Annotated in this window: 12 protein-coding genes; 5 read left to right on the top strand and 7 right to left on the bottom strand. The window is 71.2% G+C overall.

What is annotated here, in order from left to right:
* Positions 1-106: 106 nt before the first annotated feature.
* The gene (locus U9J66_RS24640; protein WP_326338903.1) at positions 107-1387 is read right to left on the bottom strand and encodes a hypothetical protein; all 1281 of its coding nucleotides are present in this window, start codon (positions 1385-1387) and stop codon (positions 107-109) included.
* A 526-nt stretch (positions 1388-1913) separates the two neighbouring features.
* On the opposite strand from U9J66_RS24640, the gene U9J66_RS24635 reads away from it, so the two are divergent.
* Together U9J66_RS24635 and U9J66_RS24630 are read left to right on the top strand one after the other, a co-directional pair.
* Entirely contained in the window at positions 1914-3083 is a 1170-nt protein-coding gene (locus U9J66_RS24635) for an FxsB family cyclophane-forming radical SAM/SPASM peptide maturase (RefSeq protein ID WP_026125217.1), read from the top strand.
* Positions 3084-4415, top strand: coding sequence for an HEXXH motif domain-containing protein (locus U9J66_RS24630; RefSeq protein ID WP_161110028.1), 1332 nt, complete (start codon positions 3084-3086; stop codon positions 4413-4415). It begins immediately after the preceding gene.
* 38 nt (positions 4416-4453) lie between these two features.
* On the opposite strand, the gene fxsT is transcribed toward U9J66_RS24630, so the two are convergent.
* Complete coding sequence (gene fxsT / locus U9J66_RS24625; RefSeq protein ID WP_026125218.1) at positions 4454-7009, bottom strand: FxSxx-COOH system tetratricopeptide repeat protein; 2556 nt, start codon at positions 7007-7009, stop codon at positions 4454-4456.
* A gap of 256 nt (positions 7010-7265) precedes the next feature.
* On the opposite strand from fxsT, the gene fxsA reads away from it, so the two are divergent.
* Positions 7266-7439, top strand: a complete 174-nt coding sequence (gene fxsA, locus U9J66_RS24620) for an FxSxx-COOH cyclophane-containing RiPP peptide (protein WP_014911352.1) — start codon at positions 7266-7268, stop codon at positions 7437-7439.
* Positions 7440-7688: 249 nt separating this feature from the next.
* Entirely contained in the window at positions 7689-9530 is a 1842-nt protein-coding gene (locus U9J66_RS24615; protein WP_326338900.1) for an nSTAND1 domain-containing NTPase, read from the top strand.
* Between the two features lie 251 nt (positions 9531-9781).
* Here U9J66_RS24615 and U9J66_RS24610 read toward each other — a convergent pair whose 3' ends face one another.
* Positions 9782-11170, bottom strand: coding sequence for an MFS transporter (locus U9J66_RS24610; protein ID WP_161110026.1), 1389 nt, complete (start codon positions 11168-11170; stop codon positions 9782-9784).
* 320 nt (positions 11171-11490) lie between these two features.
* Here U9J66_RS24610 and U9J66_RS24605 point away from each other — a divergent pair, with 320 nt between their 5' ends.
* Positions 11491-11925, top strand: a complete 435-nt coding sequence (locus tag U9J66_RS24605; RefSeq protein ID WP_017535752.1) for a pyridoxamine 5'-phosphate oxidase family protein — start codon at positions 11491-11493, stop codon at positions 11923-11925.
* A 9-nt stretch (positions 11926-11934) separates the two neighbouring features.
* Here the strand turns inward: U9J66_RS24605 and U9J66_RS24600 are convergent, their stop codons facing one another.
* The 4 genes from U9J66_RS24600 to U9J66_RS24585 all read right to left on the bottom strand — a co-directional run bounded on the left by U9J66_RS24600 (position 11935) and on the right by U9J66_RS24585 (position 16433).
* Complete coding sequence (locus tag U9J66_RS24600) at positions 11935-13059, bottom strand: AAA family ATPase (RefSeq protein ID WP_326338897.1); 1125 nt, start codon at positions 13057-13059, stop codon at positions 11935-11937.
* On the bottom strand, positions 13043-13831 hold the full coding sequence (locus tag U9J66_RS24595) for an RNA ligase family protein (protein ID WP_326338896.1): 789 nt from the start codon (positions 13829-13831) through the stop codon (positions 13043-13045). The genes U9J66_RS24600 and U9J66_RS24595 overlap by 17 nt, the downstream gene beginning before the upstream one ends.
* Positions 13832-13891: 60 nt before the next feature.
* Positions 13892-15172, bottom strand: a complete 1281-nt coding sequence (locus U9J66_RS24590; RefSeq protein WP_326338894.1) for a DUF2786 domain-containing protein — start codon at positions 15170-15172, stop codon at positions 13892-13894.
* A 70-nt stretch (positions 15173-15242) separates the two neighbouring features.
* The gene (locus tag U9J66_RS24585) at positions 15243-16433 is read right to left on the bottom strand and encodes an alpha/beta hydrolase family protein (RefSeq protein WP_326338893.1); all 1191 of its coding nucleotides are present in this window, start codon (positions 16431-16433) and stop codon (positions 15243-15245) included.
* Positions 16434-16514: the final 81 nt, after the last annotated feature.

The raw sequence follows: 16514 nt of genomic DNA, 5'->3' as shown, positions 1-16514 counted from the left end.
GGGAAACGCGTACCACCCTAGTCCGGTGTGTCGTGGGGTTCGGAGGCGGGCGCGGGAGAGGGGCCCGGCCGCCTGAGGCGGGACGGCCGGACGGGGTCGGGAGGGTTCAGCGGACGAGCGCGGTGTCCGGGGCGAGCGCGCCCTCGGCGACCAGCGCCAGCACCGTGTCGGCCCAGGGGCGGGCGTCCACGGCTCGAACGAAGGCCTCCGGGTCGCCTCCGGCCGGCGGGAGACCGGCCGCGAGTAGGTCGTGGGCGGCGCCCATGGGTCGACGGACCGCCAGCCAGCGGTCCATCAGGCCCTCCACGTCGATCGGGCGGACCCGCGCCGCCAGATCCAGCAGTTCGCCGGCGGTCAGGTCGGAGACCGGCGGGATCCGGGGGAGGTCGATCCCGGAGACCCGCAGTCGGCGGTCGACGCAGTGGTCGCCCAAGGCCGTGATCCGGTAGCGCCCCGGGGCGGTCTCCTCCACCGCTCCCAGTCGTGAGAGAGCCTCCAGGGACCGGTGGACGTGCCCGGCCGGGTCGTCCTCGCCCGCACCGATGTGAGCGAGGTCGGCGATGGAGCGGGCCCGTCCGGTCAGGAAGAGTTCGCCGAGGAGGAGGAAGGGGGTGGGGCCGGGCAGGGCCGTCATGGTGAAGAGCGCGTCGGCCCAGGCGTCGGCGGCGGCGCCTGGGTGCCTCCGGGACCAGGCCCGGGCCGCGGACCCGGGGAGGATGTGCAGGTAGGTGGTGCGCAGCAGGCCGGCGGCGCGGGCGACACCGAACACGGGGCCGATCTCTTCGGGGGCCACGTCCAGGGTCTCGGCGGCCTCGACCACGTCGTCGTTGTTCAGCGCGTCGTGTTCGGTGCCCGGGCGCAACAGTCGGTAGGGGGCGACCCAGTCCGCGAGGCGGGCCGCGCGGCACAGGAGGGGGCAGTCCTCGGCGAGGGCGTCCAGGTCGCGTGGGGGCGCGGGCAGGTGCGGGCGGATCGGGTCGGCGTCGACCTCTCCGTGGCCGAGGCGATCCAGGAGTGGGGCGGCGACCTCGAACGCGGGCTCCTCCACCGGGGTGGTCGGGTCGATCGGGTCCAGATCGACCGTCTCGATCAGGGCGCGTAGCCGTCGGGGGCTCTCGGTCGAGATCAGCCTGCCGGTGGAGACCAGGTGGTCGCACCAGGACAGCCAGGTGTCGCGGAACCCGTGGGGCGGTCGTTCGCGGCGGCGGATCGCCTCGGCGACCTCGAGGACGTCGTCGAGGGTCCAGTCGGCGGGGTCGGGCGCTCCGCGGTCCCGGTGGACACCGAGGAGAAGGACGAGGGCCTCGGTCTCGACCGGGGCGGGGTTCCGGGCGGCGCGCGCCCAGTCGAGGCAGTCGGAGATGGCGGAGATGAGCCGGTCGGTCATGATCTGGTCACCGAACGTGATGAGGGGGCTGAAACGGCATCAGAGTAGCCCCCTCGCCTGTCTTCGTGGGGGTGAACATCGAAACCGCCCGAGGTGTTCTCTCGAGTGGTCTGGGGTCGGCGTGTGAGCCTGGAAGAAATGCTGATAAAAGGTGATGTGAACGAAGGAAAACACATTTGCGTAGAGGGTAACGATTACCTCGTTTTGGGCATGGTCAATCCTTGTTTCAGTGGCCGAATCCGGCCACTTTTCGGACCTTCGTCGTGTTCGGTCGCGTGGCGGGGAAAGTGACTTCACAAGAGCCTCTCACCTCCATCTCCCGGGGGGCTCGGACCTTCGGGACAGTTCGCCGGTACCGGAAGGCGGGGGTGGACTACCCATGGGTGAGGTTTGTCGTTACCTCAGAAGAGTACGTATTCCGTTAAAGGCGATCCTCGATCGTATTTCGCGTGTGCTCTCACCCCAGGAGGTCGGTGGCGTGGCAAGGAGCCCCGTACCGGAAAGGCGCCCTGAATGGCCCGAGGAGCTGGACGTCGAACGGCTCCTCGGAGAGGGATGGCGTCCCACGCCCTTTAGAGAGTTCATTCTCAAGATCCACAGCCGCTGCAATCTGGCCTGCGACTACTGCTACATGTACGAGATGGCCGACCAGAGTTGGCGCTCCCAGCCCCGACGGATGGCCAGGGTCACGGTCGAGCGGGTCGCCGAACGCATCGCCGAACACGCCCGCGCCCACGGCCGGGACCGGGTGGACATCGTCCTCCACGGCGGCGAACCCCTCCTGGTGGGGGTGGAGCACCTGCGCCACACCGCGCAGTCACTGCGCAAGGCCTGCGAGCCCGACGTGGAGGTCCACCTGCGCATGCAGACCAACGGCGTGCTCATCGACCCCCACTTCCTCGACCTGTTCGAGGAGTTCGGGATCCGTGTCGGCGTCAGCATCGACGGCGCGCCCGCCGATCACGACCGCCACCGCACCCGCGCCAACGGTCGGGGAACCCACGCCGAGGTCCGGGCGGGGATCGAACGCCTCAACGCCCGACACGGACACCTGCTGGCCGGACTGCTCGCCACGATCGACCTGGAATCGGACCCGGTCACCACCTACGAGCATCTCCTGGACTACGGCCCACCCGGGGTGGACTTCCTCCTGCCGCACGGGAACTGGGACGAGCCACCGCCGGGCTGGTCGCCGACCGAACCCCGTTACGGGGCCTGGATGGCCGCCGTGTTCGACCGTTGGTACGGAGCGCCCGAACGCGAGACCAACATCCGCATGTTCAACGAGATCATCCGCCTGGTGCTGGGCGGATCCTCGCGCACCGAGAGCGTCGGACTCTCCCCGGCCGCCCTGGTGGTGGTGGAGACCGACGGCTCCATCGAACAGGTCGACAGCCTCAAGTCGGCCTTCGAGGGCGCGACCCGCACCCCTCTGCACACCTTCACCCACCCCTTCGACGACGCCCTCTACCTGCCATCGGTGGCCGCCCGACAGATCGGTGCCCGGGCCCTGAGCCCCACCTGCACCGCCTGCCCGCTCTCCCGGGTCTGTGGAGGAGGGCTCTACCCGCACCGCTACGCCTCCGGAAGCGGTTTCCTCAACCCCTCGGTGTACTGCGCCGACCTCTACCACCTGATCGCCCACATCCAACGGACCGTGGCCGCCGACGTGGCCCGGATCAGGAAGGGACAGTAGATGCCCGGACCGGTCCCCGACCCCCTGTTCGACGCGTTGGCCCGGGGCGGTGGCGGTCACGAGGCCATCGCCCACCTGCGCGCCGCACAGTACGGCAAGCACCTGCTCCTGCTCCGCCGCGTCGTGGACGCGACCCTGGAGGGTCGCCATCCCGAGGCCGCACGTGTCCGAGAGGCCTACGAACTCCTGGCCCGGGCCCAGGAACACGCCCCGGAACCGGTGACCGGGGTCCTGCGTCACCCCACCGTGGGGGTGTGGGCACGCCGTACGCTGCTCTCCCTGGGCGGTCATCTTCCCGGGCCTCCCCGGCTCGGAACCCTGTCCGCGCTCGCCGCCGCCGCGGCCCTGCGCGCACGGATCGACGCCCGACTGCGGGTGCCCCTGGACGGCCCCACGGCGCCCCTGCCCTCACTGGGACGCGCCCTGGTGGGGGAGGGGGCACGAGGCGCGTGGTGCGAGATCGGCGCTGGGCGGGCGCTCCTGCGGAGACCGGGCGGCCTGGAGGTGGAGGTCCCCGAGGATCCGCACGAGGACGCCCCCGGCTGGCAGGCGCTACGCCGCCTCGAAGCGTGCCACCGCGGCCGTCGGGTCGAGCTCTACCTGGACGACCAGGATCCCGACCGGCTGCCCGGAACCGACCTGCCGGCCCGAAGACTCTCTCCTGGTGAGACGGTGACGTGGCGCCGGGCCCTGGAAGGGGCCTGGGAGCTCTTGGTGGAGTACCACGAAGAGGTGGCGGAGGAGGTCGCCGCCCTGGTCCTCACCCTCACACCGATCACCACCCCCGGGAACGGAACGCACACCAGCGCCACCGCCCAGCACGCCTTCGGCAACCTGGGGCTGTCCACCCCGACGGGGCCGGTGCCGTTCGCGCTCACCTTCGCGCACGAGGTCCAGCACGCCAAGCTCACCGCTCTGCTCGACCTGGTCGACCTCACCCTCCCCGAGGACGGCGCCCGTTTCTACGCGCCCTGGCGCCCCGACCCCCGTCCCGCCGACGGACTGTTGCAGGGGGTGTACGCCCATCTGGGCGTGGCCGGGTTCTGGGGCAGGCATCGCCACACGGTCCGAGGGGAGGAGGCGCGCCGGGCCCACGCGGACTTCGCGCACTGGCGACGTTCCACGTCCGACGCCGCCCGTGTCCTGGCCGGCTCGGGCAGGCTCACCGCCGAGGGGGAACGGTTCCTGGCCCGGACCGGGCTCACCCTGAGGGAATGGCTGGAGGAACCGGTTCCGGTCGAGGCGGAGCGGGCCGCGCGGGAGACGGCCCGCCGCCACCTCGACCGGTGGCGGGCGCGCAACGGAGCCCTACGGCACGGGGCGCTCCGATAAGAGGGCGACCGGGCCGGGGGACGGGCCGGCCCGGTGTTCTACAGCAGGGGCGGGTCGAAGTCGGAGACGAGCCGTCGGCCCTCCTCACAGGCACTGGTGAAACCGTGCTCGCGCCCCAGGGTGCGCACGTAGGCCGTGTGCGTCCGTTCGGCCAGTTCCTTGGCCGCGACCGTGTCCCGCGCGGAGCGCAGGTCCAGGGCCAGGTTCGAGGCGCAGGCCAGGGCGCTCGGATGGTCCTCGCCCACCAGGGAGCGGAAGCGGCGCAGGGTGCCCCGCCCCAGACGGACGGCGTTGTCGATCTCGCCGAGGGCGGCCAGGTCGCCCGCCAGGTTGGTGGCGGCCGCCAACGTGTAGTGGTGATCGCGGCCCAGGCGCGCCTCCAGGGCGGCCAGCGCCGACTCGTTCATCGATCGGGACCGCACGGGGTCGCCCATCAGCCGATACAGGAGGGCCACGTTGCTGGTGCAGCCGTGCTTGTAGGGATGGTCGTGGCCGTAGGCCTGGGCATAGCGCTGGTCGGTGTCCTCGGCCAACTCCAGCGCCCCGGCCAGTTCGCCGGTGGCCCGCCACAGATTGGCCAGGCACATCGCCGCGGCCAGGGTGCTGGGGTGGTTGATGCCGTACAGGCGCAGGTAACGGGAATGGGCGTCCTGGCCGAGTTCGAGCGCCTCGTCGACCTCACCGGACAGGCGGCGGGCGATCGACAGGTCCACCTGGGCGCGCAGGGTACGAGGGTCGTCCACGCCCAATTGCTCGCGTCCGTAGGCCAGGGCGTCCTCGCCCAGGTCGCAGGCCTCGGTGAAGTCGCCGGCCAGGCGCACCGCCTGGGCCATGCCGTTCCAGTACGACAGCAGGGCGGGCGAGCCGCCCACGGGGCCGCTGCGTTTGAACAGCATGTAGGCGCGTTCGTGTTCCTTCTGGGCGGTGGTGAAGTCGCTGGTCAGCGCGTGGTCCAACGCCAGGTTGTTCAGGGCGCGCAGGGTGGCGGCGTCGTTGGGGCCGAAGGCGTCCTCGTACCGGTTCAGTACCTCCTCGTCGTGTTCACGGGCCTTCCAGAAGTCCCCGTGGGAGCGGTAGTCGGCGCCCCGCCCGGAGAGCACGGCCAGGGTGTCCGGATGGTCGGGGCCCAGGATGTCGTTCATCAGGGGCAGGATCGCCCGGTTGATGTCCCGGGCCTCCGAGAAACGGCCCAGGTCCCGCAATCGGTTGGCGTACTTGGCCTGGGCGCGCAGGACGTAGGGGTCGGCGCGGCCGGAATCGGCGGTCCACCTCTCGATGAAGTTGCGGGCGTAGCGGCTCGCGGTCTCGTAGTTGCCCGAGTTGTACAGGAAGTTGAGCATGTTCAGCCCGAACTCGCGGACCTCGGAGAGGTCGGACTCGGCGACCCGGGCCGGACGCATGTGCGAGAGCAGTTCCAGGTAGCGGGCCTGCGCGGCGGAGTCGGTGAAGCTGGTGGGGGCGGCGGCGCTGAGCAGCGACCACACCTCGACGCGGATCGTCTCCTGGGTGCAGTCGTCCAGTTCCTCGCGGACCAGGGCCTGGATCAGTCGGTGCACCTGGATGGTGCGGTTGGTGTTGTCGAGCCGGACCAGGGCGTAGCGGCCGAGCTGCCCGATGGCCTTGCTCAGCCGGATGGGGTCGGCCATCAGCTCGGCCATCTCGGGGCGTACGTGGCCCTCCTCCACGGGGAAGAAGAGGTCGCGGGGGATCGGTTCGGGGCCGAAGAAGGCACAGCAGCGCAGGAGGTCCATCGCCTCGGGCAGGTTCTCCTGGAGCTTGGCCACCGACAACTGCCAGGCGGCCGTCATGGGCTGGGGGTACTCGGGGGGTTTGCCCTCGCGCAGTAGGGGGCCGGTGCGTTCGGAGAGCAGCCCCAGGTACTCCTGGACCGACATGCCGGTCTCGGCCTGGAGCGCCCCCGCCTGTTCCAGGGCCAAAGGCAGGTGGCCCAGGGCCTCGGCCAGTTCGGCGGCCTCCTCGGTCGTGATGCCCCGAGGGATGCGTCTGGTGAGGAATTCGACGCTCTCGCGTTCGGAGAAGACGTTCACCGGCACGGTCTCGGCCACCCCGCCCCAACGGTGGTTGCGCGTGGTGATCAGGACGTGGCCCGGACCCTGGGGGATGACGTCGTTGAGCTCCTCGGGCTCGTCGGCGTTGTCGAAGACCAGCAGCCACCGCGAGTACGGATCGCCGCGTCGCAGCGCCTCCAGGACCCCGTTGGCGGCGTCCTCCACGCCGGTGACCGCGGGGCCGGGGAGGTTGAGGTGCGGGGCCAGGTGGGCCAGGGCGGAGCGGACCAGGCCGGGCTGGTCGGCCATGATCCACCAGACCAGGTCGTACTCCTCACGGAAGCGGTGGGCGTACTCCACCGCCATGAGCGTCTTCCCGACACCGCCGTACCCGTGCAGGGTCCTGGGGACGATCGGCTCGGGGGTCGGGACCACCGCGGTCACCTGGTTCATCAGTCCGGCCCGGAGTTCGTTGAGCTGCTCGGCCCGGCCGGTGAAGTTCTTGTGACGCGGTGGGACCCTCCCCCACACCTCCGGGAACCTGTTCCTGGAGCGGTCGGGAAATCCCCCCTGTGAAGCGGTCACTCTTATCCTCCGTTTTCACATAGGCCCCACCAGGTTCTCTGTTCTCCGGTGGACGAAAAGACCTGTTGTGGTGTCGTGCCGGTGGATGTTACCCGGGAATGATGTCCGGAAAATAAGAGTAGGCGAAGATGTTAGTAGGGGACAGGTGCGTGGTAGAAACTTCATAAGGCAATCGTGAGAAAGACCTCTCGAAAGGGCGGTGGTCACCGTCCTTTCGTGGATGGCTGTCAAAAGGCGGCGGCACGGAGGAGGGCACATGGTGGAACAGGGGCTCGACGGTGGCGTCGCCCTGGTCGAGATCGGTGAACTGTCCCTCCGCGACCTCGACGGGATCAGTGGTTCCGTGATCGCGGAGGCCCTGCGTTCGGTGCTCGACCCCCGCACCGCCGGTGCCGAGGTGGTCGCCGGGTTCGTCAACGATCCGGAATGAGAAATCGCCCTCGGCGGCGGGAGTGCCCCCTTTCCGTGCCCGAGGTCGTCGACCGCCCGGACGCGGTTCACGTATGTGTCGATTCGGAGATCTTCTGTAGAGAACTCCGAAGAGGGACCACGTGACCGGTCGGGCGGAAAGTCGCGGATAATTCACGGGGTCTCGAAAAGGACCCCGTTCCGTGTCCCTGGAACGGCGCCCCCCACGCGCTGAAATCACCCCCCCTCACCGCCGGCCGGGAGCCGCGTCATGCCACGAGCCGCCCTGGAACGAGCGCGCGGCCCGTTCATCGGGCCGCGGCCCTACCATGCCCGAGACCGCCACCTCTTCTTCGGCCGTGAGGAGGAGACCGCCGCGCTGGTCGACTCCTGGGCCCGCCATCGACTCACGGTGCTCCACGGCGACCACGGGGTCGGCAAGACCTCCTTGGTGCGGGCCGGGGCGGTACCCCGCCTTCTCGACCGCGGGCACACCGTCCTGCCCTCCGAGGATCTGCGCTTCGACCCGGTCTTCCCGTCCTCGATCCTTCCCGGACACAACCCCTACACCCGGGCCCTGTTGGCCTCCTGGGCACCCTCCGAGTTCCCCACGCGAGGCCCGGGCACCTCGATCGTCGACTTCGTACGCGCGCACGAGAGCACCGATCGGTACGGCCGGCACCGTCCGCTGTTCGCGGTCCTGGACCGGACCGAACTCCTGCTTCGACGCCCTTGCGGCCCCGACCGGTGGCGCAAGGACTTTCTGGACGAGCTCTTCGGCGCCCTGGAACGGGACGACGATCTCCACCTGGTGTTGACCGTCCGCACCGATCATCTGGACGAACTCCGCCGTCTCATGGACAAGCACGCGATCTCCCCCGTGGAGATGGGGCTGCGCCCCTTCGCCCCCGACACCGCCCGCTCCGTGGCGAGGAGCTGTCTGGAGGGCGTGGGGTCCCGGATCGGCGCCGCCGAACCCGACCGGTTGGTGGAGGAGGCCCTGGTCCTCCGGGACCCCGACGGGCGCGTCCGTGCCCGCCGGGACACCGTCGAACCGGCCTTGTTGCAGATCCTGGGCGCGACCCTGTGGGAGGAGGCGTCCGAGGACGGTACGACCCTGGTCCCCGACGACATCGAGGTCGACCGGGCCCTCACCGAGCGGTTGGCCGGGGTGCTGGAGGAGGTCGCGGCCGAGCATCTGGTCCCGCCCGACGTGCCCCACGCCTGGCTGCGCAGACTCGTCGCGTCGGGTGGACGAGGGGTGCCCGGGCCGGCGCACGAGGATCCGGACGGCTCCCTCACCCCCGGCGTCGTGCACGCTCTTGAGGACCGGTACCTGGTCGCGACGGGGGAGGACGGCTCCTCCTACGTCCTGCGCCATCCGAGACTGGCGGGCCCCCTCATGGCGTTGGCCCTGTCGCCCTACTCCCGGGGGTTGGCCCCCTGGAGCGATCAGGACCGGCTGGACATCGCCGGGGAGGCGCGCACCCGGGGTGAGACGGCCCTGGCGGCCGAGCACGCCCGCCTGGCGTTGTGCTCGCCCTCGCCCCTCGAACCGGGGGCCCGGGCCCTGTTCACCACGCTCCTGGCCGACCTGGCGTTCGAACGCGGGGACCATCGGGCCGCCGCCGAGTACTACGCGGACGCGGCGAGCTGCCGTGAGGCCGTCGGTGAGGGGGCGGCCGTCTCCCGGCTGATGGTGGCCGAGGCGCGGGCCCGGCTGTTATCGGGCGAACGCTCCAGGGCCCTGTCGTTGCTGACCGCGGTCGGAGGCAGGGCCCACGCCGATCCCAGTCTGCGCACCGGTATCGGCCAGGTGCTCTGGTCGGCCGGGCAGGCCCACTCGGCGCTGGACGTGCTCGGTGCGGCCCTGGTGGGCGGAGGCGGGGTCTCCGAGGCACGGAGGACCCGGGACGAGATACGAGCGGAGCAGGCCGCTCTGGCGGAACGACGGAGGGCTGAGTATGGACCCGGCCGCCCTGGTGGCGCTGATCACCGGCATCGTAACGGCGGCCGGAACCCTCGGGGCCACGGCTCTCGCGGCCAACCGGGCCGCCGCCGTGGAACGGTGGCGGGCCGAGCACAACCTGCGGGTGGAACGGGAACGACGTGAGCACGAACGTCGGCGCGCCCGGTCCCGGGAGGTGCGCCGCCGTATGGACGAGGTGCGGCGCAGCGTGCTGCAACTCGACCTGAGCATGCGGCACATCGCCCAGTTGCGCAGGCATGGGCCGCCGGGGCAGGGCGGCAACGACCTGGCCGAACAGGTGCGCCAGGCCCGCAGCCACGTCTTCGAGGCGGTGATCGCGGTCGAGAGGGTGCGCGACGTGGTGCCGCCGGAACACCAGGAGACGGTGGACGGACTCAGGAAGGCGGTGGACCGGGCTCTGGGACACGTCCAGGTGCGGACGAACCGGAGCGGGGGAGCCGAGCAGGTCCACCAGGCCCTGGCGACGGGGCTTCGATCGCTGGCCGAGGCGCTTCCCGAGACGGGCGGTTCCCTGGTCCGGTGGTCCGAAGGCGAAGAACGGTGAGGCAGAGCGCGATCAGGGCGATGATCACCGTGATCAGGACGACGGTCGTACGGGTCCCCAGGGCCTCCAGGGCGTGACCGCCAAGGAGGAGGCCCAGGGGCAGCGCTCCGCCGGTGAGGAAGCGGACCGTCCCGGTGAGCCTCCCCAACAGATCGGGGTGGACGTTTCTGGTGTGGTAGGTGGTCACGGTGACGTTCATGTGGGCTCCTACGAAGCCGATCCCGCCCCAGACGACGGGGAGCGCCACCGTGGGCCATCCGCCGCCGGCCCGCTCCGAGGCCAAGAGGAGCAGGGCCAGGGCCAACCACGCCCATGAGCACAGCCGGACCATGCGCGCGGGGTCCAGGGTCCTGACCATGTACGGCGCGAGGCAGGCGCCGAGCAGGCCGCCGGCGCCGGTCGCGGCCAGGATCAGGCCGAGGAGGAAGCCGGGGAGCCCCTTCTCGGTGGCCATGAGCATGATGACCAGCCAGACCACCTGGAACAGGGCGTTGGTGACCGTGCACACCACCAGTGACAGGAGGAGGAAGCGGTCTCCGCGTACCAAGAGGAAACCCTCGCCCAACTCCCGGAACAGGCCTTCCCGGGGGCGTTCGGTCCGGTCGCGGCGGATCCGGGGGAGCCGCGCGGAGGCCCAGAGCGCCAGGAGGCAGGACAGGGCCTCGAACAGTGCGGGGAGCCCGTGGGCCACCCCGTAGAGGGCCCCGCCCAAGGGGCGCCCGACCATCTGGGTGGCGTCGCCGCGGGCCTGGTTCTTGGCCGCGGCCCCGGCCAGTTCGTCGCGTGGGACCAGGTGGGGGACGGCCGCGGAGCCGGCGGTGGTGTACAGGGTCGAGCAGACGCCGTGCAGGGCCGAGGCCACGGCGAGCAGGACCACGGGGGCGTCGAGGAGCAGGACGGGGCCCACGAACAGCAGGACGCAGAGGATGCGCCCGCCGAGCCCGGCGATCATGACCCCTCGGGGGTCGCGGCGATCGACGACGAGGCCGACCGGGATGTGCAGGAGCGTGCGGGGGACCATGCCGGCCGCCGCGATCCACCCGGCGAGGGCGGGGGATCCGGTGTGGAACAGGGCCAGGAGCGGGATCGCCAGGCCGAACGTCATACCGCCCAGGCCCGCCAGGGCGGAACCGCTCCACAACAGCGCGAAGTGCCGACGCCAACGGTCGTCGACATGTGTCGGAATGCTCTCCCCGATGTGATGATCCGTTTTCGACATCGTTCTCTGTGCAGGTGGGAAAAATACGGTCCGGAAATCCCCGAAAAGGGTTTCGGGGAGGTGGATCGACAAGCCCGGGGTCCGGTGTGTTCCGGACTGTGGCTCCATGACCAGCGTGTTCGACGCGGTTCGGAAGGCTCGGGCCATGGTATCCGGAAAAACGCTTCCTTCTTGTTCCGTTGGTGTTCAACGTGAGTCGGCGGTGTGGACGTGTCAACCGGGGAAAGGTGCTTTATTTTTGTTTTTCATGATTTTTCTATTGACCTCGACCACTGTTGAGGTCTTAGTCTCCTCGTCGAACGGAACGACGAAGGAGAGACGTGAACGACCACCGGAACCCGGGCTCGCTCCCCGCCCCCGAGCACATACGCGACCGCCTGGCCGAGGACCGTAACGTCTGGCTGTGCACCTCGCGCGCCGACGGATCGCCCCATGTGGTCCCCGTCTGGTTCGTCCACCTCGGGGAGCGCTGGTGGATCGGGGCCTCCACCCGTTCGGTCAAGGTCCGCAACGTCCTGCGCGACCCGAGGGTGAGCCTGGCCTTGGAGGACGGTGACGCCCCCGTCGTCGCCCAAGGGCGGGCCCGGGTGCGCGAGGACTTCCCCGAGGAGGTGATCGCCGCCTTCCACGGCCGTTACGACTGGGACCCTCGCACGCCCTACGGCCCCGATCCGCGACGCTCCCTGCTGGAGGTCGCCGTCACCCGGTGGCTCATGGCGGGGTCGGCCCCCGAGACCACGCCGAACCCGGGCTGAGCCCCGACGTCAGGCGGTCGTCTCCAAGAGGAGGCGATGCGCCTCGGTGGGGTCGGGACACTCCCAGCGGCGGATCAGTCGCTCGACCACCGACGGGGGCACCGGCGCCTCGCGGCGGGCCATCCTGGCGCGCAGGACCTCGGGCGGGGCCTCCAGGGACACGATCTCCACCCGGGCCCGGTAGTCGGCGGCCAGACCGATCACCCGACCGCGCAGGTCCCGAGAGACGTTCGTGGCGTTCCAGACGAAGGAGCGACCCGCGCGCAGATGGGCGCGGGCCCGCTCGAAGGCGGCCGCCGCCACCGGTCGCTGGTCCGCCGTCGGGGCGATCCCCAGTTCCGCGCGCAGGGCGTCCAGGCTCACGACCGGCGGGTCGGGCAGACGGGTCCGGATCCAGTGGTCCTTCCCGGCGCCGGGCAGCCCCGACATCACCGTCACGGTCGCCCGGGTGTCGTCGTAGGCCGCGTGGTCCGGATCGCGGTCGGGCCGGCGGAAGAACCGGAATCGGGCGTGGTCGGAGGGGAAGTCGCGGGGGCGGTCCAGACAGCGCTGTTCGGCGCAGTACTCGGCGTACAGTCCGACGTTGTCCAGGACCTCGGCGACGTCACCGCAGTGGCGCCCGAGGATGTCGGCGGTGGCCAGCAGGACCAGGTCGTCGTTGCGCGCTGACAGGCTCACCCTGAAGGCGAGCTCTCGCAGGTCGGGGCGTTCCAGGGCCCAGAACGGGAGCTGGTGGTGGCGCACCAGGGCGGCCACGTGCTCGCGCCGGGCGATCGGGGCGCCGGACTCCCACAGGATCCGGCGGACCATCAGGTCGCCCCGCCGCGAGTGTCCGTGCGCGGTCACCCGACCCTCGGCGTCCTTACGGGTGCACAGCGGCTTGGCCACGTCGTGCAGGAGCGTCGCGGCGAACAGCAGGACCCTCTCCTCCTCGGGGCGGGCCCGCCACTCCGCCAGATCTGCCAGGGCCTCGCAGGCCATGCGGGTGTGGGTCTCCACGTCCCCCTCGGCGTGGTGGACCGGGTCCTGCTCCACCTCCGCCAGGGCGCGCACCCAGGGGAAGGCCTCGCGTATCGCGGCCCAGTCCGTCCTCCAGAGCGGGGGAGCGGGGCACAGTTCAGCGAACCTCCGCATAGAGCACCTCCGGGTCGGCGAGTCCGTTGGCGACGACGGGGCGGTCCAGCCAGTGGCTCCCCGAGTCCAGGACGGCGGTGGTGAACTCCGAACGCACCCACTTGTAGCGGTCGACCGTGAGGTCGACCTCCTCGACCTTGACGTACAGGCCCTCCATCAGGTCCGAGGGGTCGGTCTCGGCCAGGGTCCGTTCCGGGTCGGCGCCGCCGGCCCGCGCGGACGCGGCCAGGGCTTCGCGCCATCGCCGGGTCCGGTACGCGGACCGGCCCACCAGCGCGGTCAGGTCGTCCAGACCGGCCAGGGGGCCGGTGTGGAGGACCGGCACCGAGACCACCGGGGTGCCCGCCAGGAGCTCCCGCCGGCTCGGGGTCGACAGGAACACGCCCTCCCGGGTGTCCAGCACGTCGAACTCGCAGAAGTAGTGCGGCAGGGCGTCGTAGAACACGGTGTGCTTGGCGTACAGCCACTCCCCGTACATCACGTAGCGCGTGCCCAGCCGGGGCCACAACAGTGGCGCGACCGTCGCGGCCCAGGCCTTCAAGGGACCGAACTGTCGTTCCCGGGGGCCGCCGGTCAGGAAGTGCCCCCTGCTCTGGAGCCGCGGCCTTCCGTCGGAGTCGAAGGACAACCCGGCGTTGGCCCCGTCGAGCTTCTCCTCGACCACCAGGTGCCGGCCGGCCAGGGCGGAGAAGGGCACCGCGTCCAGGTCGTGGTCGCCGACCTGGAGACGCGATCCGCCGATGTGCCTCGTGCGGGGGTACTTGTACAGCATGGTCGGTTTCTATCGGTCGCGGACGGAGGCCGGCCACCGATTTTCCGCCCCCGACCCCGCTCAGACCAGGTGGGCCCGGGTACCGAGGGAGGCGGAGTCGGCCGCGGCGCGCCCCTCGTACCAGCCCTCCGCGTCGGCGGGCCCGCGCACACGGGAGGTGGTCAACGCGCCGAACACCTCGTTCACCGCGGCCTCCACCGCGCGCTCCCGTTCGGCGAACACGGGGACCAGGTCGGTGCCGGTCTCGGTGCCGACCGCCTCCTCGGCGGCCCGCGCCGTCTCGGAGAGGCGTTCGCCCACCCGTACCGCGAAGGCCGACATGAACGAGGCCCGGAAGTCCTTCCTCGCCCCACGGCCGGAACGGTCGCGCGCCGAACCGCTCACCCGCATCGCCGTCTCCGCCTGGATCAGGAGCGACGTGTACAGCAGGTCCACCGCCTCCACGTCGCCGGGGAAGCCCATCACGGTGCTCAGACCCAGCTCACGGTGCCAGATCGCCCGACAGTGGTTGGCCTCGGCGATCTCGTTGAGCAGCACGGCCCGATGCTCGTCGTAGGGGGAGTCCACCGGAAGCCTGCGGGCCGAGGTGGCCTCGGGCTCCTCGGGGTCGGCCTCCACCAGGGCCAGGTCGATGCTGTGCCGGGCCATCATCTCCTGGGCCCGCGCGGTCAGGGCCTCGGCCTCCTGCGGGAACTCCGTGGACTCGGCCTTGGCGAGCAGGGCGCGTACCCGTTGCAGCCGCCCCTGGTCGACCGGGATCGAGGGGCGTGCCCCGGGACGGAAGTTCCCCGGGGGCGGCCCCAGGCGGCGCATCGGGGGCAGGGTGCGCAGCAGGGCCAGCAGTCGCAGCACCACCTCGACGACCTCGAAACGCATCAGCCCGTGTTCGGATCCCAGGTGCTCCAAGAGCGCCTCGCCCGAACCCCGGGGCGGGTCCACGTCCAGAGCGCGCACCTGTTCGTTCCAGCGGGGGTCGACCGTGGCCGCGGAGTGGCGTTCCAGGTCCGCTGCGACGACGTCGGCGCAGACGGACGCGGCCAGGGGGCCGGCCTCACGTCGTACGTGGCGAACGGTCTCGGCGGGCTGCCAGCCGCGCGCCCAGGCGTCGGCGATCCCGAACAGCAGGGTGTCGAAGAGCGAGCGCGCCGCCGCCCCGGCCCAGTGGGGGTCCTCCACGTCGGCCAGGCGCGCCACGGCCAGATCGACGCCGCTGCCCTCCTGCCCGCGCACCAGGGCGTCGACCGCCTGGGCGGTCACCTCCACGGGGGTGTCCGAGGGAGCGGGGCCGTCCCATTCCACGCTCGTTCGAGCGTCGCCGCGCCGGCGGCTTTTCCTGCCCACGGTGGTTCTCTCCCTGGTCGAAGGGTGGTTCGGAGCCGACGGACCATCCTACCGGCCGGGGCGGGCCCCCTCAGGGGGCAGGGGTCCCGGAGGCGACCACGACCAGTTCGGGATGGACGGCCTCCGGATCCTCCAGGAGGGGACGCTCCTCTCCGCGCAGGTGGTGGGCGAAGAGCGCGGTGGAGTACTCACGGATGAGGGAGACCCCTCGGGCCGGGTCCAGATCGCCGAACTGGGCCCGCCACTGCTCGGGGGCGAGCAGGTCGCGCAGGCCGAGTTCGTCCATGAACACGCCCTTGTCCAGGACGTTGGAGTGGCCCGAGCCGGTGATCCGGATCCACTGGCGCCATCCGGTCTGCCCGGCCCAGCGCTCGTCCCAGCCTTCCCAGGGGCGTCCCTGGTCGTTGGCGAGCAGGGCCAGCGGACGGTCGATCTCCCCTTCCAACTGGGCGGTGTAGTAGGGGCCGTCGAGGTTCAGGCCGGCCGCGACGCGCTCCTCGTCGAGCAGGCTCTGGGCGACCGCCGCCCCGCCCCAGGAGTGGCCGATCATCCCCACCCGGTCGGTGTCCAGGATCGGGGCCCACTCCCGGGCCGCGCCCCTCTCGAAGGAATCGAGGAGGAAGGAGACGTCGGCGGACCGGGTGAGGGCGCCCGATTCCCATTCCTGCGACAGGCAGCCGGCGCACTCCTCGACCAATCCGTCGGGGAACTCCACCGGGGAGGCCTCGTTCCGGTGGTCGATCCCGGCCACCGCGAAACCCTGGGAGGCGAGTTCTTCGGCGAGCCCGGTCGCCCAGACACGGGAGACCCCGGAACCGGGGGAGTACAGGACCAACGGCAGTCCGCCGTCGACCGTGACCGGAGGCGCCTCCGGGACCGCGTGGGTGCCCACGTCCGTGAGCGTCTCCGGGGGGAGGCCCTCGATCCCCAACGCCTCCAGGGAGGCCTCGGCCTCGGCGCGGGTCATATAAGGGGCCCGCTCACCGGTGTCCTCCGGTGTCGGGTACCAGAGGGTCACCATCAGTTCGCGGTCGCCGCCGAGCCAGGGGTCCTCCCGGGTGTCGTCCACCAGGTGCAGGGTGGTGGTGCCCACGGCCAGGTCGCCGGTGGGGGCGGGCAGGGACGGCGGGGGAGGGGCGGGGCGTTCGTCGCCCGGTTCGAGCGGGTCGGCCGCCGCCGTACCGGCGGTGGTCAGGGCCAGGGCCAGGGCCAGGGCTCCGATCGGGATCGCGGCCGTTCGTGGGCGGCGATGGTCGCGCATGGGGGTACCGTCTCTCGTCCTCGTCGCGGTCTCGGGCTCCCTCGAAACGCTAGGGAACCGGCGTCGAGGTCCGCGAGGGGG

It is taken from the genome of Nocardiopsis sp. LDBS1602 (assembly GCF_035818715.1).
Classification (GTDB): Bacteria; Actinomycetota; Actinomycetes; order Streptosporangiales; family Streptosporangiaceae; genus Nocardiopsis; species Nocardiopsis alba.
Note: the sequence above shows the minus strand (reverse complement) of the source record. Positions and strands in the feature narration are given on the sequence as shown.

Coding starts and splice junctions, on each gene's coding strand:
- U9J66_RS24610 (WP_161110026.1), bottom strand. CDS start 11,170: ATGTCGAAAACGGATCATCACATCGGGGAGAGCATTCCGACACATGTC.
- U9J66_RS24630 (WP_161110028.1), top strand. CDS start 3,084: ATGCCCGGACCGGTCCCCGACCCCCTGTTCGACGCGTTGGCCCGGGGC.
- U9J66_RS24600 (WP_326338897.1), bottom strand. CDS start 13,059: ATGCGGAGGTTCGCTGAACTGTGCCCCGCTCCCCCGCTCTGGAGGACG.
- fxsA (WP_014911352.1), top strand. CDS start 7,266: ATGGTGGAACAGGGGCTCGACGGTGGCGTCGCCCTGGTCGAGATCGGT.
- U9J66_RS24615 (WP_326338900.1), top strand. CDS start 7,689: ATGCCACGAGCCGCCCTGGAACGAGCGCGCGGCCCGTTCATCGGGCCG.
- U9J66_RS24640 (WP_326338903.1), bottom strand. CDS start 1,387: ATGACCGACCGGCTCATCTCCGCCATCTCCGACTGCCTCGACTGGGCG.
- U9J66_RS24585 (WP_326338893.1), bottom strand. CDS start 16,433: ATGCGCGACCATCGCCGCCCACGAACGGCCGCGATCCCGATCGGAGCC.
- U9J66_RS24595 (WP_326338896.1), bottom strand. CDS start 13,831: ATGCTGTACAAGTACCCCCGCACGAGGCACATCGGCGGATCGCGTCTC.